Here is a 25,375-nt window from a genome sequence, read left to right as displayed (position 1 = left end):
CCGGAAGGTGATACCCCGTCCGCGGCCCCGGATGACCCCTCGACGCAGTCAATTGCCGTCGTGCAACCCGATTCCGGCAAGCGGCCGGGACCTGGTGACAACACGTCGACCGCCGCCATCACGGTGGTCGACACCCAGACCCGCTAGGCCGGCGGCGGGGTCAGGAGCCGCCGGCCGCTGCTGTCCTTCCCAGCGCCGCAGCCACAATTGCCTCCAGTTGCTCCGCTGATCCGAGGTTGTGCGGCCGGACGACCTGGTTGTCGGCCACGTAGTAGAACGCTGCCCGGACGTCCTCCAGCGGGACCCCCTTGAGCCGGGCCCAGGCCAGGCGGTAGACAGCGAGCTGGACCGCCTTCACTTTCAGCTGGGACGCTGAGGGGCGGCGCCCCGTCTTCCAGTCCACAAGATCCCAACCGCCGTCGGCGTCGCGGAACACGGCGTCGATCCTGCCCCGGACCACAACGTCGCCGATCCGCGTCTCGACCGGGACCTCGACGTGCACGGGGGCGCGGTGTGCCCACTCGGACTGGCGGAAGGTCTCCACCATGGAATCCAGGCCGTAGGCCTCGTCGATGTGGTCGTCAGCGCCGGCGGCCTCGCCGAGGTCCAGCATGCCGGCGGCGCCGAAGTATTCTTCGACCCAGGCGTGGAACGCCGTGCCTTTGCGGGCCGACATTCCCGGTTCGCGCGGGACCGGCCGCCGCAGGCGGGCCACGACAGACTCCGGGTCATCTTCCAGGTCCACGAGGGTGGACGCCGAGATATGGCCCGGCAGGTGCACGTCCTGGACGACGGAACGCCGGGATCTGCGTTCCAGCAACGTGGCTGCTTCCTTGGCCCACCCGGCCGCCGGGCCGCGCAGGACGGGTCTCGGTTCGTGGTCCCCGCCGTGCATGGCCGCCAGGACGCGCGCCGCAGCACCTTCCATGGCCGCACGGCGGCCCGGGACAAGCCTCAGGCGTTTGCCCGTCCGGGGGTCATACGGTCCGTCCAAGGGATCGTAGGGCCACCCGGCGACTTCGAGCTCGGAGGTCAGGGGGCTTTCGGCGGGCAGCGCGTCCTCGCTGACGGACAGGGGGTGGATCTCGGCTCCGCCTCCGGCCGTGAGGGCCTCGAGCTCGGCAAGAAAGGGCGACATCTCAGCGAGCCCGGCGCGTGACCCGACCCAGGCCGCACTTGAGATCCAGAGCACGTGTTTGGCACGGGTGTACGCCACATAGGCCAGCCGCCGTTCTTCGGCCTCGCCGTGTACCTGGACGGCAGACTTGAACTCCTTCTCAGCGTCGAGCCAGCCCTTCTGGTCCGGCTGGTCCAGGTCCCACTGGGGCAGGTCGGCGCGGTCGCCGCGCAACGGCCATGGCAGGGCCGCACTTCCGCTGCTCCACCGCGAGTCCCTGCTGCTGGGGAACGCGCCGGCGTTCAGCCCGGGAACGAACACCACGTCCCACTCCAGGCCTTTGGACGCATGCACGGTCAGGAGCTGCACTGCCTCGTGGTTTACCTCCGGCGCCGCGGCATCGAGGCCGTTTTCCTCAGCCGCCGCTGCTTCCAGCCAGGCGAGGAACGCCAGCACGTCGACGCGGTGCGAGGTGTGCAGAAATCCCGCGGCGGCGTCCTGGAACGCGTCCAGGTTGCGGCGCGCCTGATGGATGCTGATCCCGGGCCGCGCCGCAACCTCGATGTCCAGGAGCATCGCCCGTTCGACCTCGCCCAGCAAGGTGGTGAGGTCATCCCCCATGAAGGTGCGCAGCAGCCGGAGCTCGTCCGAAAGCTTTTGCAGGCGCCCACGGGCCTCGGGGCTCAGCCTGCGGCCATGTGCCGAGGTCCAGCCGTCGCGAGGCAGCCAGTCAAGGGCCTCGACCAGGCTGGCGGCGTCCGTGATGTCGCCCTCTATGACGGCGTCGTCGCCGGCCACATCTGTGTCATCGGCGGGGGTGTCGGCCCCGCCGCCGGTGCTTCCGGGGCGGCCCCGGCGCCGGGCGAGGTGACTGGACCAGTCCCTCAGGGCCATCAGGTCCGCCGGGCCGATCCGCCACCGCGCGCCAGCCAGCAGGCGCATGAGGGAGTCCGAACGGCCGGGGTCGGCCAGGACCCGGAGGGTGGCGACGAGATCGATGATTTCGGGCGTGTCCAGGAGACCGCCGAGCCCGACGATTTCATACGGAATGGCGCGGAGCTCGAACTCACGCCGGATGCACTCCATCTGGGCCCGCCGCCGGCAGAGAACGGCCATGGCAGGCGGCGGCGCGTCGGCGGCCTGCCCGGCGTCGAAGTCCGTCACGCGGAACTTCAGCACGTCCCCGGCGATCGCCGCGGCTTCGGCTTCGTCCGTGGCGAACCGTCCCATCACTACCCTGCCCTGAACCGCGGCCGGGCTGGGCTGCAGGGGCGGGACCTCGACGGTGTCGGTGGTTTCCCTGGCGCCGGCGGCACCGCGGTTCGCCGAGGCCTTGCTCAACGGCGCCGAAATCAGGTTGGCCGTGGCAAGGATGTTGCGCCCGTTGCGCCACGCGGTGGTCAGGTACGACGTCGGCGCCACGGCAAAGCGCGCGGCCGTGCCTGCCGGGCCGTTACTTTCACCGTCGCTGCTGTCTCCGTCAGTGTTTCTAGGGCTGGCGCGTTCTCCGCTGACGCGGACCGGGAATTCGCGGACGAAGTGGAACAGCTGCCCTGCGGACGCTCCCCGGAAACCGTAAATGGACTGGTTCGGGTCCCCCACTGCGGTGACGGCATGGCCGTCGCCGAAGAGCCGGGAGAAGAGCACCAGCTGGGCGTGCGACGTGTCCTGGAACTCATCGAGCAGCACAACTTTGTAGCGTTGACGCTCGGTCTGGGCCGCCACCGGAATCTCGTTGGCCACCCGCGCCGCCAGTGCCACGAGGTCGCCGAAGTCCAGGGCGCCCCGGGCCCGTTTCGCCTCGGCATAGCGGCCGACCATCTCCGCGACGCTCGCCCGGGTGCGCAGCATCGTACTGAGGTCAGCCGCCGCCTGGGTGGAATTCTTCTTGGCGTCGGCGACGTACGGAAGGGACTCGAACGCCGCGATCCGTTCCAGCAGCCAGCCCCGGACCTGGGCCGGGTCCTGCAGGTGCTCCGCGCACTCCCCTGCCAGCTGGATCACGGCCTTCACGAGGGTCGATTTCGCGGACCGGAAGTGTTCGTAGTCGCCGTCAAAGGCCTCCACAACCTCGCTGGCGAGCTGGAACGACTGGGCACCGCCAAGGAGCACGACGTCACGTTCGACGCCCAGGCGAAGGCCGTAGTCGGAGACAATGCCGCTCGCGTACGAGTGGTAGGTGGAGACCTTCGGCTCAAGCGCATCGGTGCTGAGCAGCCCCGCAGGGAAGACGGTGTTTCCGGTGTCGGCGGCCGCAATGCGCTGCAGCGCGGCCAGTTTGGCCCGGATTCGGGTGGCGAGTTCCCCGGCGGCCTTCCGGGTGAAGGTGACGCCGAGGACTTCCTCGGGCCGTACCCAGCCGTTGGCCACGAGCCACACCACCCGGTCCGCCATGGTGGCCGTCTTCCCCGAGCCGGCCCCCGCGATCACGAGCCGCGGCGTGAGGGCGGAGGAAATGATCAGGGACTGCTCGGCCGTGGGGCTGTTCTTCTCCCCCAGCATGCCAGCGAGTTCCTCCGGACTGAACCGCGGACCGGGCAAGGGCCCGGCCTTTGATGCCGGCGGGACTGCTTGGCCGGTTGAGGGTGCCTCCGGGGTCATTCAGTAACCTGCTTTCCCCGCACGCACAGCGGGCAGACTTCGGGGAGCCGACAGCCGTGGCCGCCGTGGCCTCCCTTGGACGGATCATGCCGGGCCTGGAAGGTGCTGCCGGACATCACACGGGCCGCGTCGCCGACCATCTCCAGCGCCCAGTTATCCTGCGGCTCCAGGGGGGCCTGGGCCTGGATGCCGGGGCTCTTGGTGCTGGTGCCCAACTGGGCCAGGACGGCCCCGCCCGGCAGCGGCGGCGGCCCGTCGTCAGATCCCGCAAAGCCCCCGGCCAGCACGGCCGCCTGGTAGGCGCCGAGCTGCGGATGGCGCTCCAGATCCGCTTTGCCGGGCTGGCGCTTTCCGGTCTTCAGGTCCACGACCACCAGGCGGCCCTCGGCGTCAATCTCCAACCGGTCCACCTGGCCGCGGAGAACCGCGGGCCGCGCCGGACCGGCGCTTCCGCTGTCGCCGGACTCGGGTCCGGCCGTTCCGGCGGCCGCCTCCGCCGGAAGATCCGGCAGCTTTACCTCGAAGTCCTGCTCGACGCCGACCAGGCTCCGGCCCTCGCTGCGCATCACGAGGACATACTGGGCGAGCTTGCGCACCATGGCCTCAGCACGCTGGAAGTCCAGCTTGCCCTCCCAGTTGTCTTTCATACCCAGCGTGGGCCAGCGCCGGACCAGTTCGGCGACATATTCGCCTCCCGAGGCGTCCGGGAAGTCCTGCGCGATGGCATGGACCAAGGTTCCCAGGCTGCGGGCAAAATCCGTGGCAGCTTCCCCGCCGGCGGCCTGGACGAACCAGTCCAGCGGGGATTTCTGTACCGTTTCGACCTTCGAAGGCGACACGAAAACGGTGCCGCCCGGCGGAACCACCGGCGCCTCGGAGGACAAGCCCGCCAGACCCCACCAGCTCGCCGGGTGGGCGCCCGGAACCGGCGGCTGCACGGTGGCCAGGACACCGAGCACGGCCGCGGCCTCGGCCGATTCGGCGCTCCGGGGGTCGAGCTGGGCGTGCTGGCGCAGTTCCGCGACGAGGGCCCGGAGCGTCAGCGGGCGCTCGACCGTGGTGAATCCCCGGCGGTCCTGTCCAGGGTCCAGCGGCGACACGTAGTCCAGGAAGGAGGACGGCTGCTCGTCCTCGGAGGACACCGCCGTGCAAATCAGCACCTCGCGGGCGCGGGACACCGCAGTGGAGAAACTCCGGAGTTCGTCGTAGCGGATTTCACGCAACCGGCTGAGCGGGTCCAGCTGCAGGGCGTACTCCACGCCATGTTCGACGGCGTCGGCAAACAGGGTGCTGCCGAGCAGCTCCCCGCGCAGCCGGGTGTTGGGCCATACGCCTTCCTGGAGGCCGGGCACTATCACCACAGGCCACTCCCGCCCGGCGGCGCTGGCAGGCGTCATGAGTTCCACGGCGTCTTCCACCTGGGCCCTGGCAGCCAGGGTGTCCATGGGGAGTTCCTGGCTGACCAGGTATTCAAGGAACTGCTCCGGGCCGGAACCAGGAAGCTGGTCGACGAAGCGTTCCGCCGTGTGGAACAGCGCCATCATGGCATCGAGGTCACGGTCGGCGCGGGCACCGGCCGATCCTCCGGCCAAGGCGGCCTCGGTCCATCGACCGGCCAGGCCCGTGGAATGCCAGAGCGCCCAGAGCATCGTCTCGGCGTTGCCCCCGGGGGCCCCGGCCGCGTCCCGTCCGGCCCGGATCATCCGTGCGACGCGGCGTGCCGAGTGTCCCTCGATGCCGAGCGTCGCCAGTCCTCCGGGCTCCAGCAGGGCCTCGACCAGGAGCGTGTCGCTGGTGCGTCCGCCGCCGCCCAGGAGTTCCTCGCGGCGGAGCGACTGCCGCAGCCTGCGCAGGTCAATCGAGGTGGCGCCGCCGATCCGGGACGTCAGCAACGACACGGCGGACTCGGGCGTCAGCGCGGACGGGTCCAGGGCCACGGCGTAGGCGTCCAGCAGCGGACGGACCGCGACCTCGTCCCGGACCGCGGATTCGGCCACGGGAACCCGCACCGGAATGCCTTGGCCTGTCAGATACCGCTGCAGCTGGCTAAGCTGGCCGCCGTTGCGCACGATCACGGCTATGTCCCCAAGGTCCCGGGCATCGTTCAGCTGGGCCTCGAGGATCCGCTGTGCCACATACCGCAGCTCATGGACCGGGGACGGCAGCAGGTGCGCCTCGACAGTCCCCGAACGGCCGTCGCCGCCGCGGGGCGGCACGTCCGGCGGCGGCGTCGGCCCGGGCTGGATCGGTCCGGGTTGATCCAGCCGGCGTGCGTCCTGTCCGCCGGAGCGGCGGGAGATGCGCCCGGCCACGGACAGCCACGATTCCGCCACGGCGGGCGCGTGCCGGTGCGCGACCCGAAGCGGACGCTCCAGGATCGCTCCGTCTGCGGCCAGGAGGCGGGGAAGCTCGGCAACCAGATCGGGCCGTGCGCCGCGGAAGCCCTGGACCACGGTGTCCGGTGAGGCTGTGATGATGGCGTCCTTGCCGGCTGCGATGTCTGCCAGCAGCTCGAAGACCGCCGGGTTCGCCTCCTGGATGTCGTCGACGAGGATCAGCTGCAAACGCGCGCGCTCGGCGGCGAGGAAATCGGGTGCGTCCTGAAAGATCTGGCGGGCCGCGGTGATGATGCCCGCGGGGTCGAAGGCCTCGGGCATGCGCAGGTCCAGGACATCGCGGTATTCGGCATACAGTGCGGCGGCCGGAACCCAGTCCGGCCGGCCGCACCGCCGGGCCAGGGTCACGAGGTCCTCGGCCGTCCGGCCGGATTCGATGATCCGGTCAAAGAGCTGGCGCACTTCCTGCCGAAAACCACGGGTCTGCAGGGCGGCGTTCAGATCCTCCGGCCACGGCAGTTCGAGGCCCGGCAAGGCGTGTCCTTCTAGCAGTTCCTTGATGATCAGATCCTGCTCGGGGCCGGAAAGCAGCTTCGGCGGCCGCGGAAGCGGCAGGATTCCTTCCGCTTTGGCGCGGCGGATCAAATCGAACGCATATGACGCCCAGGTGCGGGCCGGCGTCGTGCTTAGACTCCGGTCCAGGCGGGCGGTGAAGCGGTCGCGGAGCGTATCGGCGGCGAGCCTGCCGGGGGCCAGGATGAGCATCCGTTCCGGGTCGAGGCCGTCGCGTTGGGTGCGGCGGACAGCGGCTTCGACGAGAACCGTCGATTTCCCGGTGCCGGGCGCTCCAGCCACGAGCACGGGCCCCGATCCGGGCGGTACGTCGAGCACGGCGAGCTGGTCCGACGACAGCACTGGGACGGCGCCGTGGTGGGTCCGGGGCGGCAGCAGGCGCAGGGCGGTGCCCGCCGGCTGCCTCGTCCCCGTCGGGGGAACCGGCCCGGATCCCTGCACGCTCAGTTCAGGGTCGGGATGCTGCATAGGGCTTTCCGGTTGCTGCACAAGGCTTTCGGGGTGCTGCGTAAGCTGGCGTTGGCTGGGGGTACTCACACGGTCATTTCATCATCGGGCACCGACAATTTATGCAACTCGCGGTCGAGCCGCTCGGCGATGACATCAATCCTGTCGAAGTCGGCGTCGGTGGGCGCCCACCGGCCGGAGGCCAGGTCGACCCGCCAGCGTCCCTCACCGGTCCGGAGAAATTCGGTGTACCGCCCCAGCAGCGGTGTGCCTTCCCGCAGGTAGAGCGCCAGAGCCTCGTGCTCGTGGCCCGGGGGCGCCTCCCCGCTGGACTTCAGGACCCGCCACCAGGGCACGCCGTTGCCGTAGTGGCTCATGACGGAACCGACCTGGCGGGGGCCGCCGGCGCCGAGGAGTTCGGCGACGTCTCCGTAGGCAACTGCTGTGCCGGCGGGGATCAACGCCACCAGCTCCAGCACCGCCTCCACATACTCCGTTCGCATCGATCCAGCCTAGCCGCTGCGAATCGCAGCGCGGCGCCGCGTAGTGCCAATGCCGGCCCGGATTGGGCCAAAACTGGCCCCGCGTGGTGGTGTGCCGGTGGCACTTTTTTGTCGGAGCGTGCAGGTAGCGTTGAAGCATGAGCACCTGGAACAGCCTTCCCCGCGCAGCCTTTGACCTCGAGACGACGGGACGCAACTCCCGTTCGGCGCGGATCGTTACAGCCTCGGTCACCGTCGTGGACACCAGCGGCGAAGTGATCAAGGAACACGAATGGCTCGCCGACCCCGGCGTTGAGATTCCCACCGAGGCCAGTGACGTCCACGGCATCACCACCGAGCAGGCCCGCCGCGACGGCCGGCCTGCGGCCGAGGTGACGCGCGAACTCGCCGCCGTACTCCAGGAACTGTTCGACGCCGACGTGCCCGTCATCGCGTTCAACGCCAGCTACGACTTCACCGTCCTCGCTGCCGAGTCGGCCCGCTACGGGGTCCCCCAGTTAAGCCGCTTCCCCGTCCTTGACCCGTACATCATGAACAAGCAGGTCGACCGGTACCGCAAGGGCAAGCGCACGCTCACCGCCCTCTGCGAGGAATACGGCGTGAACCTGGACAACGCCCACACCTCAGCAGCCGACGCCTTGGCCACCCTGCGCATGCTCGATGCCATGGCCGGAAAATTTCCCAAGCTCAGGATGCCGGCGGGCAACCTGCACCAGCTCCAGATCGAATGGGCGTCGGCCCAGGCCGCGGATTTCCAGAGCTACCTGCGCAAGTCCAAGCCGGCCGCTGTGATCGAAGGCGACTGGCCCGTCCTGCCCCCGGAAGACGCGAGCCGCGGCGACTTCTAAGCCCGGGACTCCCCCGATTCCGGACCTGCAAAGCTCCGGAACCGGGGTCGGAGGACCTGGTGGGAGGACCTGGTGGGAGGACTTCTTAATACGAAACGTTGCCGCCACAAAGCGTTACGTAGACCTCAGCAGGACCCAATTCCAGTCATTGGGATGCAAGTCACAGGGCCTGCGGCCTCAACGGACAGTTACGTCGCGCGCCGATGATTCCGTTGCGGGTCGCCGCGTCGGGCAGTTCACTGCCCCCGGCCCGGGAACCGTGAAGATCCTTCGGGTAGTGAGGACCCCAGGGTGAAGTAATTCGGATTGAAGCGACGTCCGGGTGTGATGACACAATTAACTTTCGCGGCTTGCCTGCCCCACCGGCGCCCAAGCCGGCAGCCGGGACCCCGACGAGGCTCCCCGCGGCCCACTGAACTTCAGACGAAAGTGATTGCGTGATGAAAAGCAAAGCCTTGAAGTGGCTGACAACCGTTCCCGTGGCCCTAGCCGTGGCGGTCTCCCTTGCAGCCTGCGGCGGCGGGTCGGCGCAGACAACGGCGTCATCGACCGATGCCCTCCAGGGCAGCGACCAGAAATCCTTGGACAAATACACCACCAAGGACGTCACTCCCCTGGACAAGATCGACAAGTCCAAGCTCGGCCTGCTGACTGAGGGAACCCTGACTGTGGGCACCCTTTCGGACGCCCCGCCGAACATCTACATCGACAAGTCCGGCAAATTCACCGGCTACGACAACGAGCTCCTGCGCGCTATTGCCGACAAGCTGGGCCTCAAGGTGGAGTTCAAGTCGACCGGCTTCGCGTCGCTGCTCGCCCAGGTCCAGAACAAGCAGTTCGACCTCGGCTCCTCCTCGATTTCCACGACTGACGCCCGCCGCAAGACCGTTGGCTTCACCAACGGTTACGACTTCGGCTACATGGCCGTGGTCGCCAAGAAGGACTCCAACATCAAGGGGTTCAAGGACCTGACCAAGGACACGCGCATCGCCGTGGTCCAGGGCACGGTGCAGGATGACTACGTCACCAACACGCTCCAGATCGAGCCCGTCCGCTTCGAGGACTACAACACCGCCTACGCCAACTTGAAGAACGGACAGGTTGACGCCTGGGTCGCTCCGTCCCAGCAGGCCACCGGGCAGGTCAAGGAAGGCGACGGCACGGTCATCGCCGAATCGGTTGTGAACACCCAGAACTTCACCGCGTACGCCGTGAACAAGGAAAACCAGCCGCTCATCGACGCGCTGAACTCCGGCCTCGACGCCGTGATTGCCGACGGGACCTGGTCCAAGCTGACCAAGGAATGGTACCCGGACCGCGAGACCCCGGCCACGTGGTCCCCGGGCTCCAAGGCCGTCACCGTTCCGAAGTCCTAGTCCATGGATGCACTCGATCAACTCGTAAAGACCTTCTTTGACTGGGAGGCGATGGCAGCCGTCCTGCCGAACATGATTATGTTCGGCCTGCCCAACACCCTGATCCTGGCGGGTTCCGCGGGCGTGCTCGGGTGCATCCTGGGCATGGTCCTGGCCGTCATGGGCACGTCCCGGATCACTGCGCTGCGTTGGCTCTCCCGGATCTACACGGATGTGTTCCGTGGCGTCCCGGCGATTGTGATCATCCTCCTCATCGGCCTCGGGCTCGGACCCGTGATCCGGGTGACGACCGGTTCCACGAACCCGTTCCCGCTCGCCATCTTCGCCCTAACCCTCATGGCGGCGGCCTACATCGGCGAGATCTTCCGCTCAGGCATCCAGAGCGTGGAAAAGGGCCAGTTGGAGGCTTCCCGCGCCCTGGGCTTCAGCTATGGCTCGTCCATGCGCCTCGTGGTGATTCCGCAGGGCATCCGACGGGTGCTCCCGGCACTGGTCAACCAGTTCATCGCGCTGATCAAGGACTCGTCCCTGATCTACCTGCTGGGCCTGATCGCCAGCCAGCGCGAGATCTTCCGGATCGGTAACGACGCCGCCGCCAACACGGGCAACCTTTCTCCGCTGGTTGCCGCGGCGTTCATGTACCTCATCCTGACCGTTCCGCTCACCCACTTGGTCAACTACATCGACAACCGCCTGCGCACCGGCCGTCCGGAGAAACGCCAGCCGGACGACGCCGCGGCCCTGATCGGGAAGGGAGCACAGCCATGAGCGAGTTTGCCTCCGGTTCGCTGACCGGCAAGAACCTGCACCTGTCCTTCGGCTCGAACCACGTCCTGCGCGGCATCGACCTGCACGTCGAGAAGGGCACCACCGCCTCGGTGATCGGCCCCTCCGGCTCGGGCAAGTCCACGCTGCTGCGGGTCATGAACCGGCTGATCGAACCGGACCAGGGCGACATCCTGCTCGATGGCCGCTCGGTCCTGAAGGACAACCCGGACGAGCTGCGCCAGCGGATCGGCATGGTGTTCCAGCAGTTCAACCTGTTCCCGCACAAAACGGTGGCGGACAATGTTTCGCTCGCGCTGCGGAAGCTGCGCAAGCTGCCGGCCGAGCAGGCCCGGGCCGAGGCGCTCGAGCAGCTCGACCTGGTGGGGCTCAAGCACAAGGCCGACGCGCGTCCTGCAAACCTTTCCGGCGGCCAGCAGCAGCGTGTCGCCATTGCACGCGCCCTGGCCATGAAGCCGGAGGTGATGTTCTTCGACGAGGCCACCTCCGCCCTCGACCCGGAACTCGTCAAGGGTGTCCTGGCGCTGATGACCGACCTCGCCAAGGGCGGCATGACCATGGTGGTGGTGACCCACGAGATGGGCTTCTCCCGCAACGTCTCGGACACCGTCACGTTCATGGACGCCGGCGTCGTCGTGGAGTCCGGTCCGCCGGACCAGATCTTCACAAGCCCGGAGACCGAACGGCTGCAGGGCTTCCTTTCGGACGTGCTCTAGTCCGCCGACCGCCCCATCCGCAGGATAAAAGCAAGACGCAGCATAAACGACTGATGGCACCCGCCGCTGCGGGTGCCATCACTCGTTTAAGGGATCTCGTAAAGGATCGCCGCCGCAGTTAATGGACGACGGCGGCCGGATCCTTGGAGCCGAACGGCCTAGGCCGTCGCCGCGGCCGCCGCCTTCGCCGCCGCCGGCAGGGCGTCGAAGATCCGGTTCATCGCGGCGTCGTCGTGCGCGGCGGAGAGGAACCATGCCTCGAAGACCGACGGCGGCAGGTAAACCCCGGAATCCAGCATCGAGTGGAAGAACGGGGCGTAGCGGAACACTTCCTGGCCCTGGGCGTCGTCGTAATTGTGCACACCGCGGGCGCCAGTGCCGAAGGCCACGGAGAACAGGTTGCCGGCGCGCTGGATGGAATGGTCCACCCCTTCCGCGTCCAGGGCGGAAGCCAGCGCCGCGGAGAGTTCCAGGGAGCGGGCGTCCACGAAGGAGTAGACGTCGGGTGTGGCGTGGGTCAGGGTCGCGACGCCCGCAGCCATGGCCACCGGGTTACCGGACAGGGTGCCCGCCTGGTAGACCGGACCCACGGGCGCCAGGTAGTCCATGACCTCGGCGCGGCCGCCGAGGGCCGCCGTCGGCATGCCGCCGCCGATCACCTTTCCGAACGTCAGCAGGTCCGGGGCCCACGGCTCGGCGGCGTCAGCCGCCCCGCCGGTCAGGCCCCAGTACCCGGAGTAGCCGGTGCGGAAGCCGGTGAGGACCTCGTCGAGGATCAGCAGGGCGCCGTGCTCGCGCGTGATCCGGGACAGGCCCGCGTTGAAGCCCTCGCCCGGGGTGACGACGCCCATGTTGGCCGGGGCGGCCTCGGTGATGACGGCGGCGATGCTGTCGCCGTGCTTGGCGAAGGCGGCTTCGACGGCGGCGAGGTCGTTGTACGGCAGGACAAGGGTTTCGGCGGCAGTCGCGGCCGTGACGCCTGCCGTGCCGGGCAGCGCAAGGGTCGCCAGGCCGGAGCCCGCCGCGGCGAGGAGGCCATCAAGGTGGCCGTGGTAGCAGCCGGCAAACTTGATGACGAGGTTCCGGCCGGTGAACCCGCGGGCCAGCCGGATGGCGGTCATGGTGGCCTCGGTGCCGGTCGAGACCATCCGGACGCGTTCGGCGGCCGGAACGCGCTCCTTGACGATGGCGGCGAGGTTGGCCTCGTCCGGCGTGGAGGCGCCGAAGGACAGGCCCCGGTCGACGGCGGCATGGACGGCGGCGAGGACCTCCGGGTGCGCGTGTCCCAGCAGCGCCGGGCCCCAGGAGCAGACGAGGTCAACGTAGTCGGCGCCGTCAGCGTCGGTCAGGTAGGCACCCTTGGCGGACACCATGAACCGCGGCGTCCCGCCCACGGAGCCGAAGGCACGCACGGGTGAGTTCACACCACCGGGCATCAGCTGGCGGGCACGGTCAAAGAGTTCCTCGTTGCGAGGCATGCTGGAAGTCATGGTTCCTATTCTTTCAGGTCAGCCGGCCGACGAGGCGGCCAGCAGTGCGGCGACGCGGGGCGCGACCTCGGTGCCGAACAGTTCGATGGAGCGCATCATGGCCGCGTGCGGCAGGGTGCCGTTGCTGTACTTGAGGTCAAAGCGGTCCACGCCGAGGTTCTTCTTCAACAGGGCAATCTTTTCGGCCACGGTTTCCGGGGACCCCACGTAGAGCGCCCCCTCGGAGGTGCACAGGGCGTCGAATTCGGCCCGGCTCCCCGGACCCCAGCCCCGCTCCGCTCCCAGCCGGTTGCGCATCGCGATCCAGTGCGGGAAGAACTCCTCCCTGGCTTCCTCGTCGGTGGCAGCCACGTGACCGGGTGAATGCGTTGCCATCTGCTGCATCGCGTGCCCGTACTTGGCCATGGCCTCGCGGTAAAGGCCGGCGAGCGGGGCGAAGGCCCGCGGCTGCCCGCCGATGATCGCGAAGATGACGGGGTAGCCGTACTCGGCGCAGCGCAGCACCGACTCGGGCGTGCCGCCGACGCCGATCCAGGCTGGCAGCAGGTGGTATTCCAGCGGCGGATAGACGCTCAGGCCGTTAAGGGCCGGCCGGGTGCGTCCCTCCCAGTGGACCGGCTTCTGCGCCCGGACCTTGTCGAAGAGCTCGAGCTTTTCCTCGAAGAGGACCTCGTAGTCGGCCAGGTCGAGGCCGAACAGCGGGAAGGATTCGATGAAGGAGCCGCGGCCCAGCATGACCTCCGCCCGGCCGCCGGAGATGGCGTCCACCGTGGCGAACCGCTGGAAGACGCGGATCGGGTCATCGGAACTGAGCACCGTCACGGCGGAACCTAGCCGGATGTGCTTCGTGCGGGCCGCCGCCGCGGCCAGGAAGACCTCAGGGGCGGACACGGCGAAATCGCGGCGGTGGTGCTCCCCCACCGCGAAGGCGTGCAGGCCGACTTCGTCCGCGAGCTCGGCCTGCTCCAGGAGCTGCCGGAGGACCTGGGCGTGCGGGACCGGATGACCGTCCGGGAATACGCCGACGTCGCCGAAGCTGTTCAGCCCCAGGAGGATGCGGTCCGGCCCCACCGGGGCCGTGGGCGTGGGGGCCGGGCTCCCGGGGGCGCCCGCGGGAACGGCCGTGCCGGCCGGGGCCGCCGATTCCGGTCCCACCGGCGCCGTGCTCACCGGGATTCCCTCAGCCAGCCGGCGAGCTCACTCGCCCAGTACGTCAGCACCATGTTGGCGCCGGCGCGTTTGATGCCCAGCACCGATTCGGTGATGGCTGCCCGGCGGTCGATCCAGCCGTTCGCGGCGGCGGCCTCGATCATCGAATACTCGCCGGAAATCTGGTATGCGGCCACGGGGACCGGGCTCATGGCGGCGACGTCGGCCAGGATGTCCAGGTAGCTCATGGCCGGCTTCACCATGACCATGTCGGCGCCTTCGGCCAGGTCCAGGTCGACCTCGAGGATCGCCTCCCGGCGGTTGGCGGCGTCCATCTGGTACGTCCGGCGGTCGCCGGTCAGCTGCGAGTCGACGGCCTCGCGGAACGGGCCGTAGAACGCGGAAGCGTACTTCGCGGCGTAGGCCACGACGGCGGTGTTGGAGTGGCCGGCCTCCTCCAGGGCCTGCCTGATCACGGCGACCTGTCCGTCCATCATGCCGGAGGGACCCAGGACGTGGGCTCCGGCGTCGGCCTGCGCGACCGCCATCCGGCCGTAGATTTCCAGGGTCGCGTCGTTGTCGACGTAGCCGTTGGCGTCGAGGACGCCGCAGTGGCCGTGGTCGGTGAATTCATCGAGGCACACGTCGCTCATGATCACGAGTTCGTCGCCCACCTCGGCCCGGACGTCCCGGATGGCCTTGTTCAGCACACCGTCGGGGTCCAGCGAGGCGGAGCCGCGGGCATCCCGGACGGCGGGGACGCCGAACAGCATAATGGCGCCAACACCGAGCTGCACGGCCTCTGCCGCGGCACGCTTGAGCGAATCGGTGGTGTGCTGCTGCACGCCGGGCATGGAAGCGATCGGGTTGGGCTCGGTGAGGCCTTCACGGATGAAGGCCGGAAGGACCAGCTCCGCGGCGGAGAGCCGGTGTTCAGCGGTGAGCCGCCGCATGGCGGGGGTGGTGCGGAGACGGCGGGGCCGGTGGGTCGGAAAGCTCATGTGTTGTCCTTCGCTGGATGCTCTGTTGATAGAGGATCGGCCGGTAAACGGTCTTCGGGGAAATGCTGTGCGGGCGCATGGCCGGACCCCGGGCCGTCGGGTGAATGGCCATGGGATGACGGAGGGGACAGCGGCGGCGGCTGCGGCTGCTGCAGCGACTGAGCGCGGACGACGGCGGCGACGAGCCCCGAGGCGGTCGGGGCTTCGGCGACGGCTGCGACCGCGAGTCCAAGGGCGGCCGCCTCCCCCGCCGTCGACCGGCCGATCGCCACGAAGCGGCAGCCGCCGAGCGGGGCGAGCTCCGTGTGGATGCGGCGCGCCGCACTTGGGGACGCGGCGACGACGGCGTCCAGCCGTCCGGCCTCGATCTGCCGTTTTGCTTCCGCGGTGGTCAGGACTTGGGCCGGAGGCGCGGCGTCGGCCGCTTCCAGCGGGGGCTGGTATGCCGGGAGGCTCAGAGCCGGGTCCGCCGGGTAGTCCACGGTCCGGTAGGCGGTGACGGCCTGCACCGAGGCGCCGCGGGCCTCCAGGCCGCGGCGGAGCCGGGAATCGGCGATGTCCGCCTGCGGGAGCAGAACACTGTAGTGGCCTTCGGGCCAGACGCCGAGGAGCCCGCTCCCGGACTGCAGCGCTGTGGGGGCGAGGTCCACGCTCACCCCCCGGGACTGGAGGACGTGACGGGTGGCCGGGCCGATCGTGGCCACCTGGACATGGCCCGGCAGCCAGGCGACCAGGGTGGAGCCCCGCTCCGCGGCCATGGCCTCGAGCACCTGAACGGTGGTCACACTGCTGATCACGAGCCAGTCGTACGCCCCGGCGCCGAGGGCATCGAAGGCGACGTCCAGGGAGTGCTGGTCCGTTGCCACTTCGAAGTCGATCAGCGGCAAGAGCACCGGTTCGGCCCCCTGCCGGCGCAGGGCGGCGACGAGGTCGCCGGCGCGGTCCGGGCTGCGGGCGATCAGGACCCGGGCGCCGCGCAAGGCTTCCGCGTAGTGGCCGTCCGGCCCGCCGCCGCCTTGGTTGCGGGCGTCATCTCGTCCCATGATGCGCTGGATTCCGGGTTCAGGAAGCGGTCAGGTCCGCGATGTCCGCGGCGCCTCGGGCCAGCAGGACCTCGGCCAGCTCAATACCGAGCAGGGTCGCCCCGACCTCGGTGAGACCGTCGGTGGCCTTCCGCTCCCGGACGCTCGCTGTGCCGTCGACGGCGCAGACCACGGCCTCAAGGTGCAGCATGCTTCCCTTGCGGTAGGCGTAGGCGCCCACCGGCGCGGCGCAACCGGCCTCAAGGCGGGCCAGAAGGGCCCGTTCCGCGGTGACGGCGAGCCGGGTGTCGGCGTCGTCGAGGGCCGCGAGAGCCTGGGCGAGGACGCCGTCGGATCCTTCCGTGGACCCTGCCTGGCGCGGGGCGTCGGCCGTCCGGCATTCGATCGCAAGGGACCCTTGCCCGGCAGCGGGCAGCATGACGTCCGTCTCGAGGTACTCGCTGACCGCGTCGAGCCGGCCGATGCGGGTCAGGCCGGCAGCGGCGAGAACGACAGCGTCGAGATCGCAGGATTTGCCGGCGACGACGGCGTCGGTCGTGTTGCCGGGCAGCCCGGGGACACGCCCGAGCCGGGTGTCGACGTTGCCGCGGATATCCCGGATGTCCAGGTCGGGCCGGGCGGCGCGCAGTTGGGCCGCGCGGCGCGGGGAACCGGTGCCGACCGTCGCCCCGGCGGGAAGGTCCGCGAGTTTCAGCCCGTCCCGGGCGCACAGGACGTCGCGGACGTCGACGCGTTTGGGCGTCGCGGCGAGGGTCAGCCCGAGGGCAGGCCCGGTGGGCAGGTCCTTCAGCGAATGGACCGCCACATCACACACGTCCCGCAGTAGGGCGTCGCGCAGCGCCGCCACGAACACTCCGGTGCCGCCCATCTGGGACAGCGAGCCGGTGAGGACGTCGCCGTCGGTCCGGATGTGGACGAGCTCCACGGGGAAACCGCCGACGGCGGCCAGCTGGTCCGCGGCCTGCTGGGTCTGGGTGAGGGCCAGCGTGCTGGCGCGGGTTCCGATCCGGACGGTCACAGCGCCGCCTGCCCGGCTGCCGGGGTGGCCGTATCCGTTGCCGCGGGTGCAGTGGCCGGGTAGGGATCGTGTCCGGTCCCGACGGTGGTGTCCGCGCCCGCGATGGTGGGCTTTTCGCCGCGGAAGTTGGCGCAGCAGCCTGGCCGGCAGACGTCGAACCAGGGGCCGAGCGTGGTCAGGTGCGGTCGGTCGGCGATGTTGTTCGCCGCGGTCCGCTCGCAGATCAAGTCCACGACGCCGGCCACGAACTTGCGGTGCGTTCCGGGCGTGGGGACGCGGGTGGCCATGATGCCCAGCTTGGCGCAGGTCTCCAGCGCCTCGGTGTCAAGGTCCCACACCACTTCCATGTGGTCGCTGACGAAGCCCAGCGGCACGATCACGATGCCCTTGACGCCCTGGCTGGCAAGGTCATCGATGGCGTCGTTGATGTCGGGTTCGAGCCACGGCACGTGCGGGGCGCCGGACCGGGACTGGTAGACGAGGGACCACGGGGCGGTCAGGCCGGCGTCGGCTTCGACCCGGCGGATGACCTCGGTTCCGGCGGCCAGGTGCTGGGCCACGTAGGCGGAGTCTTCCTCGAAGCGGCGCGGTTCGCCCTCAGAGCGGCCGGCGGCCTCGGCGTCGCGGGTCGGGATGGAGTGGGTGGCGAACAGGACGTGGACCGGGGCATCGGGGGTTCCGGCCGCGGCGAGCCGGGCGCGGACTTCGGCCAGGCCGGCGGCGGTGCCCTCGATGAACGGCTCCACAAAGCCCGGGTGGTCGAAGTACTGGCGCACCTTGTCCACTTCGAGTTTTCCGTCCAGCCCGGTTTCGGTCAGGGCCATGCCGATGTCCTCGCGGTACTGGCGGCAGCTGGAGTAGCAGGAGTAGGCGCTCGTGGTGAGCATGAGGACCTTGCGGTGTCCGGCGTCGTAGATGTCCTGGAGCGTCTGCGGGATGAAGGGGTCCCAGTTCCGGTTGCCCCAGAAGACCGGCAGCCCGATGCCGCGGGCCGCGAGCTCGGCCTCCATGGCGGCCTTGAGCGCGCGGTTCTGCCCGTTGATGGGGCTGATGCCGCCGTTGGCGCGGTAGTGGTGCGAGACCTCTTCGAGCCGCTCGTCCGGGATGCCGCGGCCCCGGGTGACGTTGCGGAGGAAGGGGATGACGTCCTCCTGTCCTTCCGGACCGCCGAAGGAGGCGAGGAGGACGGCGTCGTATTCCTTGGGGGCCATCCGGCCGGTTTCCGTGACGGGATTCACCGCGGCCACGGTTGCGGTCTCCCGGGGATCCAGCGGACTCATGCAAGGACCTCCACGATCTCGGCGGCACTGACGCGCCGGCCGGTGTAGAAGGGGACTTCCTCCCGGACATGGTGGCGCGCTTCGGTGGCGCGCAGGTGCCGCATCAGGTCCACGAGGTCCACGAGCTCGGGTGCTTCCAGGCCCAGAATCCATTCCCAGTCGCCCAAGGCGAAGGACGAGACGGTGTTGGAGATGACCTGCGGGAAATCGCGGCCCAGGAGGCCGTGGTCGCGGAGCATCGCGCCGCGCTCGGCGTCCGGCAGGAGGTACCACTCGTAGGAGCGGACGAACGGGTAGACGCACAGCCACTCGGCCGGTTCCACGCCGCGGGAGTAGGCGGGCGTGTGGTTCTTGGCGAACTCCGCCTCGCGGTGCACGCCCATGGCGGACCAGACGATCTCGGTGCCGGTGAAGAGCTTGCTGCGGCGGATGTCCCGGACGGCACGCTGCAGGGCCTCAGCCTTCGGCCCGTGCAGCCAGACCATGATGTCGGCGTCCGCGCGCATGGCAGAAACGTCGTAGCTGCCGCGGTGGATGACGCCCTCGCCGGCGAGGCGTGCCAGTAGGGACTCGAAGTCCTCGACGGCCTCGGCGTCGCGGAGGACGTCAGCGGACCGCTTGAAAACGGTCCACAAGGTGAAGAACTGCTCGGTTGAATCCTGGGGCGCCGATGCCCCGGCGACTGACTCTCCGGGGGTGGGCGTTCCGGTTTTAGTGACAGATTCGGCAGAAGTGTGGCTCATGCATACCAGTCTGCCCCCTCCGTTCAGCTAAGTCGAAATAAAGCACTTCTACAAGGCGTAGAAGTGCGCGATTTCACATGTGCGGGCCCGCCGTCCGGCGGAGGCGTCAGCTCCTGCGCAACCGCACGACGGCGACACCGGCTCCGGCCGACAGTGCCACCAGCCCGATGCCCCACCCGACCAGCGGGGAGATCCCCTGGGGCTCCACCTCCGAGGCCTGCAGTGACGTGCTGCCGGAGTGACCTTTGGCGGCCGCGGCCCTGGTCGAACCGCCGGAGGAGGACGTGGGAGCGTTCGACGGCGACACCGGCGCGCCGGTCGCGGCAGCCGCGGCAGGCGCGGCATCTCCGGAGTCGGGCTCCGCCGCGGAGCTCGCGCCGCCCGGGCCGGGCTGGCCGGGAGCCCCTCCGATAGCCGGAGCGGACGGAGCAGGCGCGGTTCCGTCCGTGGACGCGCCCGGCACCGGCGCGGCGGGCGTCGTGCGGGGGCTTTGCGGCCCGGAGGGCTGGGAAACGCTGGCGCTCGGGGTGCCTGACGGGGTGGCGGACGGCGGGTTGCTGGTGCGCGGAGTGGTGGGCTCGGGGCTCGTGGGTCTGCTCGGCTCAGGGTCGCTGGGTTCAGGATCGCTGGGCTCCGGGCTGCTGGTACGGACCGGGCCCGGAGTCGGCGCACTCGATCCGGAGGACGGCGACGGAGCCGGTGTGTGCGAGGAGCCCAACAGCGTGTCCAGCACGTTGCCGAGGCCGAGAGTGAGAGAGCTCTGGGCGGACCGCGGGGTGGACGCTGCCGCCGACAATCCCGTGGCTGCGTGCGAAGCGGGAACCCCTGCCGTCACAGCCAAAACCGCAGCTAGCGCGGCGGTTGCCGCTCCGCGCCGAAGGCCCCTGTCGCGTCCGATCTTCTTTGTTGCCGCGCTGGACCCGAAAATAAACATGATTATCGAGCCTAGCCGGAATCGGGCGGCATGAAAAACCGGCTGGATCCGGGGGAATGGGGACCGCAGCCCGTGTTATCCGGGGATACGGAAGGCAGCTGGGGCCGCTGTGATTCCTGTGACTGAAGGGGTTGCAGATCCCTCAGGGCAACAGCGGGCGGACCTGAGGCGCGGTGTCGGCGACGATCGCGGCCAGGCCGTTGCCGGACAGCCATCCGCCCACGACGGCCAGCGTTCCGTCGGCGGCACAGGCGCTGCGGACGGCGGCAACGCGCTGTTTGTGCCCGAGGGAGGCAAAGGGCAGCGCACCGGCCCAGCGGACCACGTCCCAGCCCACCACATCCGCGGCGGTGACGGGGACCGAGAGCAGGGCCGAGGCGTCGGCCAGCGCTGCGCGGAACAGTTCCTCGTCGGAGCGCGGCACCGCGGCAGCCGCTCCTTCGCGGGACAGCGGTGCCGTGCCGGGGCCTTCTGCCCGGCCGTAAGAGAGCCGGAGGACATGCCTGCCCGGTCCGGCCCGCTCGGCCAGCCACGCCCACTTGGCGGTGCCGTGCGTCAGGGCCTTGGCGTGCACGCCGGGACTCTGCGGAGCGACGAGCACGCCGGTGCCCCGCGGCGCCGCATCCAGCGCCGGGCGGTCCACCACCAGGGTGACCAGGCTGACGTCTGGTCCGGCGTCCGGGCGCAGGCCCGCGATGTCCGGCAGGGAAGCTTCGAGCAGCCCGACGGCGGCCGGCCCCTCGACCGCGACCGCCAGCAGGCCGGCGTCGTAGGTGGGTCCGTCCGTGGTGACCCGCCAGCCGGTTGCCGTGCGCTGCACGGACCGGGCGCGGGTGCCGCTGAGCAGGGTGACGTCCTGCTTGCGCAGGTCGGCCAGCAGGGCGGTCACGAGGAGGTGCATCCCGCCACGCAGGCCGGCGACGGCGGAGCCTGCCTTTTGCAGTCCGGCGGTCGGCCCCGGTGCGGGGAGGGAGGGTGTTGTGGCTCCTCCCCTGCGCTGGGCAGCGACGGCGGCGGCGAGGGAGCCGTGCTGGCGGATGCCGGCCCGCAGTCCGGGGGCCACCGTGTCGACATCCAGCACTGAGGGATCGGCGGAATGGACGCCGCCGACCACCGGTGCCACGAGCCGGTCCAGCACGCGCCTGCCCATGCGCCGCCGGACCAGCGACGCCACACTCGTGGCCCCGGCGGCGGTGCCCACCGAGGCCGGCAGGGCGGCGTCGATGGAGGCGCGGAGGGAGCCAAGCAGGCCAAGGGAACGGCGGACCTCCGGGTCCCAGGGGTTGGCCGGGATGCCCAGCACCCCGGTCTTGGGCAGTTCGCGCGGGCCGTCGGGCAGTTGGACCCAGGCGCCCCCGGGGTTCGGCGCGACGATCTCGCCGCCAATGCCCAGCTCGGCGGCGAGGTCGGCTACCGCGGAGGTGCGGGTGGCGAAGGACTCCGCCCCGCTGTCCAGGGTCAGTCCGGCCACGGCGTGGCTGCCGACGCAGCCGCCCCAGGCATCGGTGGCTTCCAGGACCGTGGTGCGGACGCCGGCCCGGGCGAACTCCCGGGCCGCCAGCAGGCCGGAGATTCCTCCCCCGATCACGACGGCCGTCCCCGGCGTAGCGGTGCCGGGCGCGGGTGTTGCGGCGGTGCCTGCGTCCATGCCCTTACTCCGGGGAGATGGAGTGGATGAGTTCGACGACGCGCGTCAACACCTCGGGGTCGGTTTCCGGGGGCACGCCGTGGCCAAGGTTCAGGACGTGGCCGGGCGCCGCCGAGCCGGCCGCGATCACGTCGCGGACATGCGCTTCCAAAATCTCCCAGGGTGCCGCGAGCAGCGCGGGGTCAATGTTGCCCTGCAGCGGGACGCTCCCGCCCAGGCGGCGGTTGGCCTCATCCAGCGGCAGCCGGTAGTCGACCCCCACGACGTCGACTCCGACGTCGCGCATGGCCACGAGCAGTTCCGACGTGCCGGTGCCGAAGTGGATGAGCGGTGCGCCGAGGTGGCGGACATGGTCCAGGGCGCGGGAGGAAGCCGGCGCCACATATCGCTGGTAGTCGGCCAGGCCCAGCGAACCGGCCCAGGAGTCGAAGAGCTGCCCGGCGGAGGCGCCGGCTTCCAGCTGCGCCCGAAGGAACATGCCGGAGGCGTCGGCGGCCCAGTTGGCCAGCGCCGTCCAGGTTTCCGGATCGGCATGCATCATAGTGCGGGGGCCAAGGTGGTCGCGGGAGGGCTTGCCTTCCACCATGTACGCGGCGAGGGTGAACGGTGCGCCGGCGAAGCCGATCAGCGGGGTGCTGCCGAGCTCGGCCACGGTCAGCCGGACGGCTTCACGGATGGGTTCCAGGGCCTCCCATGTCAGGCGCGGCAGGGCCGCGACGTCCGCGGCCGTGCGGACCGGCACGTCCAGGACGGGGCCGACGCCCGGCACGATGTCCACGCCGACGCCGGCCAGCTTGAGCGGGATGACGATGTCGGAGAAGAAGATGGCGGCATCGACGTCGTGGCGGCGGACCGGCTGCAGGGTGATCTCGGACGCCAGTTCCGGCCGCAGGCACGAGTCCAGCATGGCCACGCCTTCGCGGACCTTAAGGTATTCGGGCAGCGAGCGGCCGGCCTGGCGCATGAACCAGACGGGACGGCGGGAAGGCTTGCCGCCGCGGTACGCGGTGATCAGCGGGGAGCCTGCGGTGCGGCCGTCCATCAGCGGGTGTGCGGCGTCGAGGCCGTCCGCGCCGTTTACTGCTGCGCCGTTGCCGCGTTCGGACGGGCTGGATTTTGTCGCGCCGGCACTTGCCGCAGAGCTTCGAGTCATGAGTTCGATTGTGCCCAAGTTTGTGCGCAAAAGATAACGACAGCCTGTCACCCGTCGCGCCAAGGGAAGCGGCGTGGCGGGGATCACGGACCAGGGTGCCTGAGGCCACGCCCGATAGTTGTTCTACACGGACGCGAAAAAGCTATGATGGTCGTGCTGTGGTTCTTTTCTCATTGGTGGCTACACACGCCGACATCGACCTCGAAACCGTTGCTCAACTGAGCACCGGCGCTTCCGGGCTTGCCACGTCCGCCCTCGCCGGATCGCCGGCTGTGGCCGGCGCCGTTGTCCTTTCCACGTGCAACCGCTTCGAAATCTACGGTGAAGCCCCGGATCCGGATGCGGTCGACGCTGCCCGGGCGGCCCTCATTACGCAGATCAGCGGAGCAAGCGGACTTAACGACCAGCTCGTCTCGCGCGCTTTTAGCACCCGCACGGGCGCCGAGGTCAGCCAGCATCTCTTCGCGGTCAGTTCCGGGCTGGACTCCGCGGTGGTGGGCGAACGCGAAATCGCCGGACAGGTCCGCCGCGCCCTGATCACGGCCCAGCACGAGGGCACCGCCAGTTCCGGCCTGGTGCGGCTGTTTCAGGCCGCGTCCAAGACCGCCAAGGACGTGGGCGCGCAGACGGCGCTCGGATCCCGCGGCCTCTCCATCGTCTCCGTGGCGCTGGATCTGGCCACGGACCTGTCGGAAAACCCGGACTGGTCCACCAAGAAGGCCGTTGTCTTCGGAACCGGCGCGTACGCCGGCGCCACCATGTCACTGTTGCGTGAACGCGGCTGCACGGACGTCTCTGTCTATTCCTCCTCCGGCCGCGCCCCCGGCTTCGTCGCCACCCGCGGCGGCACGGCACTGGACGAGGACACTCTTCCGGCCGCCATTGCCGCGGCCGACGTGATGATCGGCTGCAGCGGCTCGGACAGCAGGGTGGAAGCCGAGGACCTGGGCCGGATCAGGGCCACCGCTCCCCAGCCGCTCATCGCGATCGACCTCGCCCTGACCCACGACTTCGACCCCGCGGTCGGCGAGCTCGACGGCGTCGAACTCCTCACGCTGGAATCCGTACGGCTCGCCGCTCCCCAGGAACAGGCCGAGTCACTCGTGCAGGCGAGCACCATCGTGTCCGGCGCGGCCAGCGCCTTCGAGCAGGAACGCGAGGCACGCTCCGTGGACTCGGCGATCGTGGCCCTGCGCCGCCATACGATGAACGTCCTGGACGCGGAAATGGAAAAGGTCCGTGCCCGGCACGGCTGCACCGCTGCCGCCGAAGAAGTCGAATTCGCCCTGCGCCGCATGGTGAAGCAACTGCTGCATATCCCCACCGTCCGGGCGCGCGAACTGGCCGCCAACGGACAGCAGGAAGATTACGTTGCCGGCCTGGAGGCGCTCTACGGCATCACGGTTGAGCCCTCCCCCGCCGCGGGCGCCCCGGGGCCTGCGGCTTTCGGAGCTGCAGGATCCGCGGCCGCCTGCCCCGTGGAGAACGGCCTGGCTGAAGACGGCCTTGCCGGCGGCATCCGCGACACCGCGTAGCCGCCTGCTGCTAACGGCGGTTTACCCGCTAGGAGCTGTTTACCCGGTGAAGGCGTTGATCCCGGTCATTTCCGCGGACACTTGCCACAGCCGTGCGGCGGCCTCCCGGTCCAGTGCATGCGCATCTACGCCCCTGACCCTGGCTTCGGGAGATCCCGGCACCGTCGGTTCGGCGATTTCGCAGTCCTCGCAGTAGACGCCGCCCTTGCCCTCAAGCGCCGGTGATGTCGCAGCCCAGACCGAGGTGGCCGCGCCCTGCTCAGGTGACTTGAACCGGGAGTCGACCTTGCCGTGCTCGTCCATCCAGCCCGAGGCGATCATTTCCTCCCTCGGCAGGTGCCGTTGGAGTTCTGTCATGATGCCGCCGGGATGCACGGCGAAGGCCCGGACTGCGCGGTCCCGGCCCAAGGCGTCGAGCTGCACGGCGAAGAGCGCGTTGGCCGTCTTGGCCTGGCCGTACGCCCGCCATTTGTCGTAGCCGGTGTCGAAGTTGATGTCATCGAAGCGGATCCCTGAGAGCTTATGCCCGGTGGAGGACAGCGAGACCACGCGGGCCCCCTCCCCCGCACAAAGCGATGGCCACAGCAGGTTGGTGAGGGCATAGTGGCCCAGGTGGTTGGTGGCGAACTGTGATTCCCAGCCGGGGCCCACCCTCTGCTCCGGGCTTGCCATGATGGCGGCGTTGTTGATGAGGATGTCCAGGCTGGGACGAGTGCCGGATGCTTCACCGGCCAAGAAGCGGGCTGCGAACTCCTTGACGCTGGCCTGGTCCGCAAGGTCCAGCGCCGCAACGCTGACCCCGCCTCCGCGGGTGCCGGGCAACAGCCCGGCCGCAGCGAGGACTTCCCGAGCGTGTTCAGGCCGCCGCGCCGGCACCAAAACAGCGGCCCCGGCGGACGCAATTGCCCGCACGGTCTCCAGGCCCAGCCCTGAGTATCCGCCGGTGACGATCGCATTCTTCCCGCGCAAGTCGATGCCGGCGACAACCTCGGACGCCGTCGAATCCCGGCCGAAACCGGAGCCGATTTTATGCTGGGGTGTCAGGGTGTTTTCCTGGCTCATGACGTGCCTTTCGCTG

19 protein-coding genes are annotated in these 25,375 nt (G+C 69.7%); 5 read left to right on the top strand and 14 right to left on the bottom strand.

What is annotated here, in order from left to right; genetic code table 11:
- Positions 1 to 160: 160 nt before the first annotated feature.
- From ACFVVK_RS03935 to ACFVVK_RS03925, 3 genes are all read right to left on the bottom strand, one after another.
- Positions 161 to 3,718 carry an ATP-dependent helicase gene (locus tag ACFVVK_RS03935; protein ID WP_390263734.1) on the bottom strand — a complete coding sequence of 1,186 codons (3,558 nt, stop codon included), beginning with the start codon at positions 3,716 to 3,718 and terminating at the stop codon, positions 161 to 163.
- Positions 3,715 to 7,095, bottom strand: coding sequence for an ATP-dependent helicase (locus ACFVVK_RS03930; protein WP_390263732.1), 3,381 nt, complete (start codon positions 7,093 to 7,095; stop codon positions 3,715 to 3,717). The genes ACFVVK_RS03935 and ACFVVK_RS03930 overlap by 4 nt, the downstream gene beginning before the upstream one ends.
- Before the next feature lie 65 nt (positions 7,096 to 7,160).
- Positions 7,161 to 7,577 carry an MGMT family protein gene (locus tag ACFVVK_RS03925; protein WP_390263730.1) on the bottom strand — a complete coding sequence of 139 codons (417 nt, stop codon included), beginning with the start codon at positions 7,575 to 7,577 and terminating at the stop codon, positions 7,161 to 7,163.
- Between the two features lie 137 nt (positions 7,578 to 7,714).
- Here ACFVVK_RS03925 and ACFVVK_RS03920 point away from each other — a divergent pair, with 137 nt between their 5' ends.
- The 4 genes from ACFVVK_RS03920 (at position 7,715) to ACFVVK_RS03905 (ending at position 11,303) form a co-directional block, all read left to right on the top strand.
- Positions 7,715 to 8,425, top strand: a complete 711-nt coding sequence (locus ACFVVK_RS03920) for a 3'-5' exonuclease (protein ID WP_390263727.1) — start codon at positions 7,715 to 7,717, stop codon at positions 8,423 to 8,425.
- A 440-nt stretch (positions 8,426 to 8,865) separates the two neighbouring features.
- Positions 8,866 to 9,801 (top strand): ABC transporter substrate-binding protein, encoded by a 936-nt coding sequence (locus tag ACFVVK_RS03915; protein WP_390264347.1) that lies wholly within the window; start codon positions 8,866 to 8,868, stop codon positions 9,799 to 9,801.
- A gap of 3 nt (positions 9,802 to 9,804) precedes the next feature.
- Complete coding sequence (locus ACFVVK_RS03910; protein WP_377985429.1) at positions 9,805 to 10,569, top strand: amino acid ABC transporter permease; 765 nt, start codon at positions 9,805 to 9,807, stop codon at positions 10,567 to 10,569.
- Complete coding sequence (locus ACFVVK_RS03905) at positions 10,566 to 11,303, top strand: amino acid ABC transporter ATP-binding protein (RefSeq protein ID WP_390263725.1); 738 nt, start codon at positions 10,566 to 10,568, stop codon at positions 11,301 to 11,303. The genes ACFVVK_RS03910 and ACFVVK_RS03905 overlap by 4 nt, the downstream gene beginning before the upstream one ends.
- Before the next feature lie 158 nt (positions 11,304 to 11,461).
- On the opposite strand, the gene hemL is transcribed toward ACFVVK_RS03905, so the two are convergent.
- From hemL to hemE, 10 genes are all read right to left on the bottom strand, one after another.
- Positions 11,462 to 12,793 carry a glutamate-1-semialdehyde 2,1-aminomutase gene (hemL, locus tag ACFVVK_RS03900; RefSeq protein WP_390263723.1) on the bottom strand — a complete coding sequence of 444 codons (1,332 nt, stop codon included), beginning with the start codon at positions 12,791 to 12,793 and terminating at the stop codon, positions 11,462 to 11,464.
- Positions 12,794 to 12,811: 18 nt separating this feature from the next.
- A complete protein-coding gene (locus ACFVVK_RS03895; protein WP_390264344.1) occupies positions 12,812 to 13,864 on the bottom strand; it encodes an LLM class flavin-dependent oxidoreductase in 1,053 nt (350 codons plus the stop codon).
- Positions 13,865 to 13,959: 95 nt separating this feature from the next.
- On the bottom strand, positions 13,960 to 14,943 hold the full coding sequence (gene hemB, locus ACFVVK_RS03890; protein WP_390263720.1) for a porphobilinogen synthase: 984 nt from the start codon (positions 14,941 to 14,943) through the stop codon (positions 13,960 to 13,962).
- Positions 14,940 to 15,986, bottom strand: a complete 1,047-nt coding sequence (locus ACFVVK_RS03885; protein ID WP_390263718.1) for a uroporphyrinogen-III synthase — start codon at positions 15,984 to 15,986, stop codon at positions 14,940 to 14,942. The genes hemB and ACFVVK_RS03885 overlap by 4 nt, the downstream gene beginning before the upstream one ends.
- A 19-nt stretch (positions 15,987 to 16,005) precedes the next feature.
- Positions 16,006 to 17,004, bottom strand: coding sequence for a hydroxymethylbilane synthase (hemC, locus tag ACFVVK_RS03880; protein ID WP_390263716.1), 999 nt, complete (start codon positions 17,002 to 17,004; stop codon positions 16,006 to 16,008).
- The gene (locus tag ACFVVK_RS03875) at positions 17,001 to 18,284 is read right to left on the bottom strand and encodes a ferrochelatase (RefSeq protein WP_390263714.1); all 1,284 of its coding nucleotides are present in this window, start codon (positions 18,282 to 18,284) and stop codon (positions 17,001 to 17,003) included. Before ACFVVK_RS03875 ends, hemC begins: the two co-directional genes overlap by 4 nt.
- Complete coding sequence (gene hemQ, locus ACFVVK_RS03870) at positions 18,281 to 19,027, bottom strand: hydrogen peroxide-dependent heme synthase (protein ID WP_390263711.1); 747 nt, start codon at positions 19,025 to 19,027, stop codon at positions 18,281 to 18,283. Before hemQ ends, ACFVVK_RS03875 begins: the two co-directional genes overlap by 4 nt.
- Positions 19,028 to 19,133: 106 nt before the next feature.
- Positions 19,134 to 19,961 carry a hypothetical protein gene (locus ACFVVK_RS03865; protein WP_390263709.1) on the bottom strand — a complete coding sequence of 276 codons (828 nt, stop codon included), beginning with the start codon at positions 19,959 to 19,961 and terminating at the stop codon, positions 19,134 to 19,136.
- A 142-nt stretch (positions 19,962 to 20,103) separates the two neighbouring features.
- Positions 20,104 to 21,609, bottom strand: a complete 1,506-nt coding sequence (gene hemG, locus ACFVVK_RS03860; RefSeq protein ID WP_390263707.1) for a protoporphyrinogen oxidase — start codon at positions 21,607 to 21,609, stop codon at positions 20,104 to 20,106.
- Positions 21,610 to 21,613: 4 nt separating this feature from the next.
- A complete protein-coding gene (gene hemE, locus ACFVVK_RS03855; protein ID WP_390263705.1) occupies positions 21,614 to 22,762 on the bottom strand; it encodes a uroporphyrinogen decarboxylase in 1,149 nt (382 codons plus the stop codon).
- A gap of 158 nt (positions 22,763 to 22,920) precedes the next feature.
- Between hemE and ACFVVK_RS03850 the strand changes: the two genes are divergently transcribed.
- The gene (locus tag ACFVVK_RS03850) at positions 22,921 to 24,297 is read left to right on the top strand and encodes a glutamyl-tRNA reductase (protein ID WP_390263702.1); all 1,377 of its coding nucleotides are present in this window, start codon (positions 22,921 to 22,923) and stop codon (positions 24,295 to 24,297) included.
- A gap of 39 nt (positions 24,298 to 24,336) precedes the next feature.
- On the opposite strand, the gene ACFVVK_RS03845 is transcribed toward ACFVVK_RS03850, so the two are convergent.
- Positions 24,337 to 25,359: an SDR family NAD(P)-dependent oxidoreductase gene (locus ACFVVK_RS03845; RefSeq protein ID WP_390263700.1), complete on the bottom strand. Its 1,023-nt coding sequence runs from the start codon at positions 25,357 to 25,359 to the stop codon at positions 24,337 to 24,339.
- Positions 25,360 to 25,375 lie beyond the last annotated feature (16 nt).

The sequence above is a fragment of the Arthrobacter sp. NPDC058192 genome (assembly GCF_042883665.1).
In the GTDB taxonomy this organism is placed as follows: Bacteria; Actinomycetota; Actinomycetes; order Actinomycetales; family Micrococcaceae; genus Arthrobacter.
The sequence above is the reverse complement of the archived record's forward strand: the minus strand, read 5'-3'. Positions and strand labels throughout refer to the sequence as shown.

What these genes read in the sequence shown, in the direction of transcription:
- ACFVVK_RS03875 (WP_390263714.1), bottom strand. Translation starts at nt 18,284, where the DNA reads ATGAGTCCGCTGGATCCCCGGGAGACCGCAACCGTGGCCGCGGTGAAT.
- ACFVVK_RS03930 (WP_390263732.1), bottom strand. Translation starts at nt 7,095, where the DNA reads ATGCAGCATCCCGACCCTGAACTGAGCGTGCAGGGATCCGGGCCGGTT.
- ACFVVK_RS03935 (WP_390263734.1), bottom strand. Translation starts at nt 3,718, where the DNA reads ATGACCCCGGAGGCACCCTCAACCGGCCAAGCAGTCCCGCCGGCATCA.
- hemG (WP_390263707.1), bottom strand. Translation starts at nt 21,609, where the DNA reads ATGGACGCAGGCACCGCCGCAACACCCGCGCCCGGCACCGCTACGCCG.
- ACFVVK_RS03885 (WP_390263718.1), bottom strand. Translation starts at nt 15,986, where the DNA reads ATGGGACGAGATGACGCCCGCAACCAAGGCGGCGGCGGGCCGGACGGC.
- ACFVVK_RS03920 (WP_390263727.1), top strand. Translation starts at nt 7,715, where the DNA reads ATGAGCACCTGGAACAGCCTTCCCCGCGCAGCCTTTGACCTCGAGACG.
- ACFVVK_RS03905 (WP_390263725.1), top strand. Translation starts at nt 10,566, where the DNA reads ATGAGCGAGTTTGCCTCCGGTTCGCTGACCGGCAAGAACCTGCACCTG.
- ACFVVK_RS03915 (WP_390264347.1), top strand. Translation starts at nt 8,866, where the DNA reads ATGAAAAGCAAAGCCTTGAAGTGGCTGACAACCGTTCCCGTGGCCCTA.
- ACFVVK_RS03910 (WP_377985429.1), top strand. Translation starts at nt 9,805, where the DNA reads ATGGATGCACTCGATCAACTCGTAAAGACCTTCTTTGACTGGGAGGCG.
- hemL (WP_390263723.1), bottom strand. Translation starts at nt 12,793, where the DNA reads ATGACTTCCAGCATGCCTCGCAACGAGGAACTCTTTGACCGTGCCCGC.
- ACFVVK_RS03865 (WP_390263709.1), bottom strand. Translation starts at nt 19,961, where the DNA reads ATGTTTATTTTCGGGTCCAGCGCGGCAACAAAGAAGATCGGACGCGAC.
- hemQ (WP_390263711.1), bottom strand. Translation starts at nt 19,027, where the DNA reads ATGAGCCACACTTCTGCCGAATCTGTCACTAAAACCGGAACGCCCACC.
- ACFVVK_RS03925 (WP_390263730.1), bottom strand. Translation starts at nt 7,577, where the DNA reads ATGCGAACGGAGTATGTGGAGGCGGTGCTGGAGCTGGTGGCGTTGATC.
- hemB (WP_390263720.1), bottom strand. Translation starts at nt 14,943, where the DNA reads ATGAGCTTTCCGACCCACCGGCCCCGCCGTCTCCGCACCACCCCCGCC.
- hemE (WP_390263705.1), bottom strand. Translation starts at nt 22,762, where the DNA reads ATGACTCGAAGCTCTGCGGCAAGTGCCGGCGCGACAAAATCCAGCCCG.
- ACFVVK_RS03845 (WP_390263700.1), bottom strand. Translation starts at nt 25,359, where the DNA reads ATGAGCCAGGAAAACACCCTGACACCCCAGCATAAAATCGGCTCCGGT.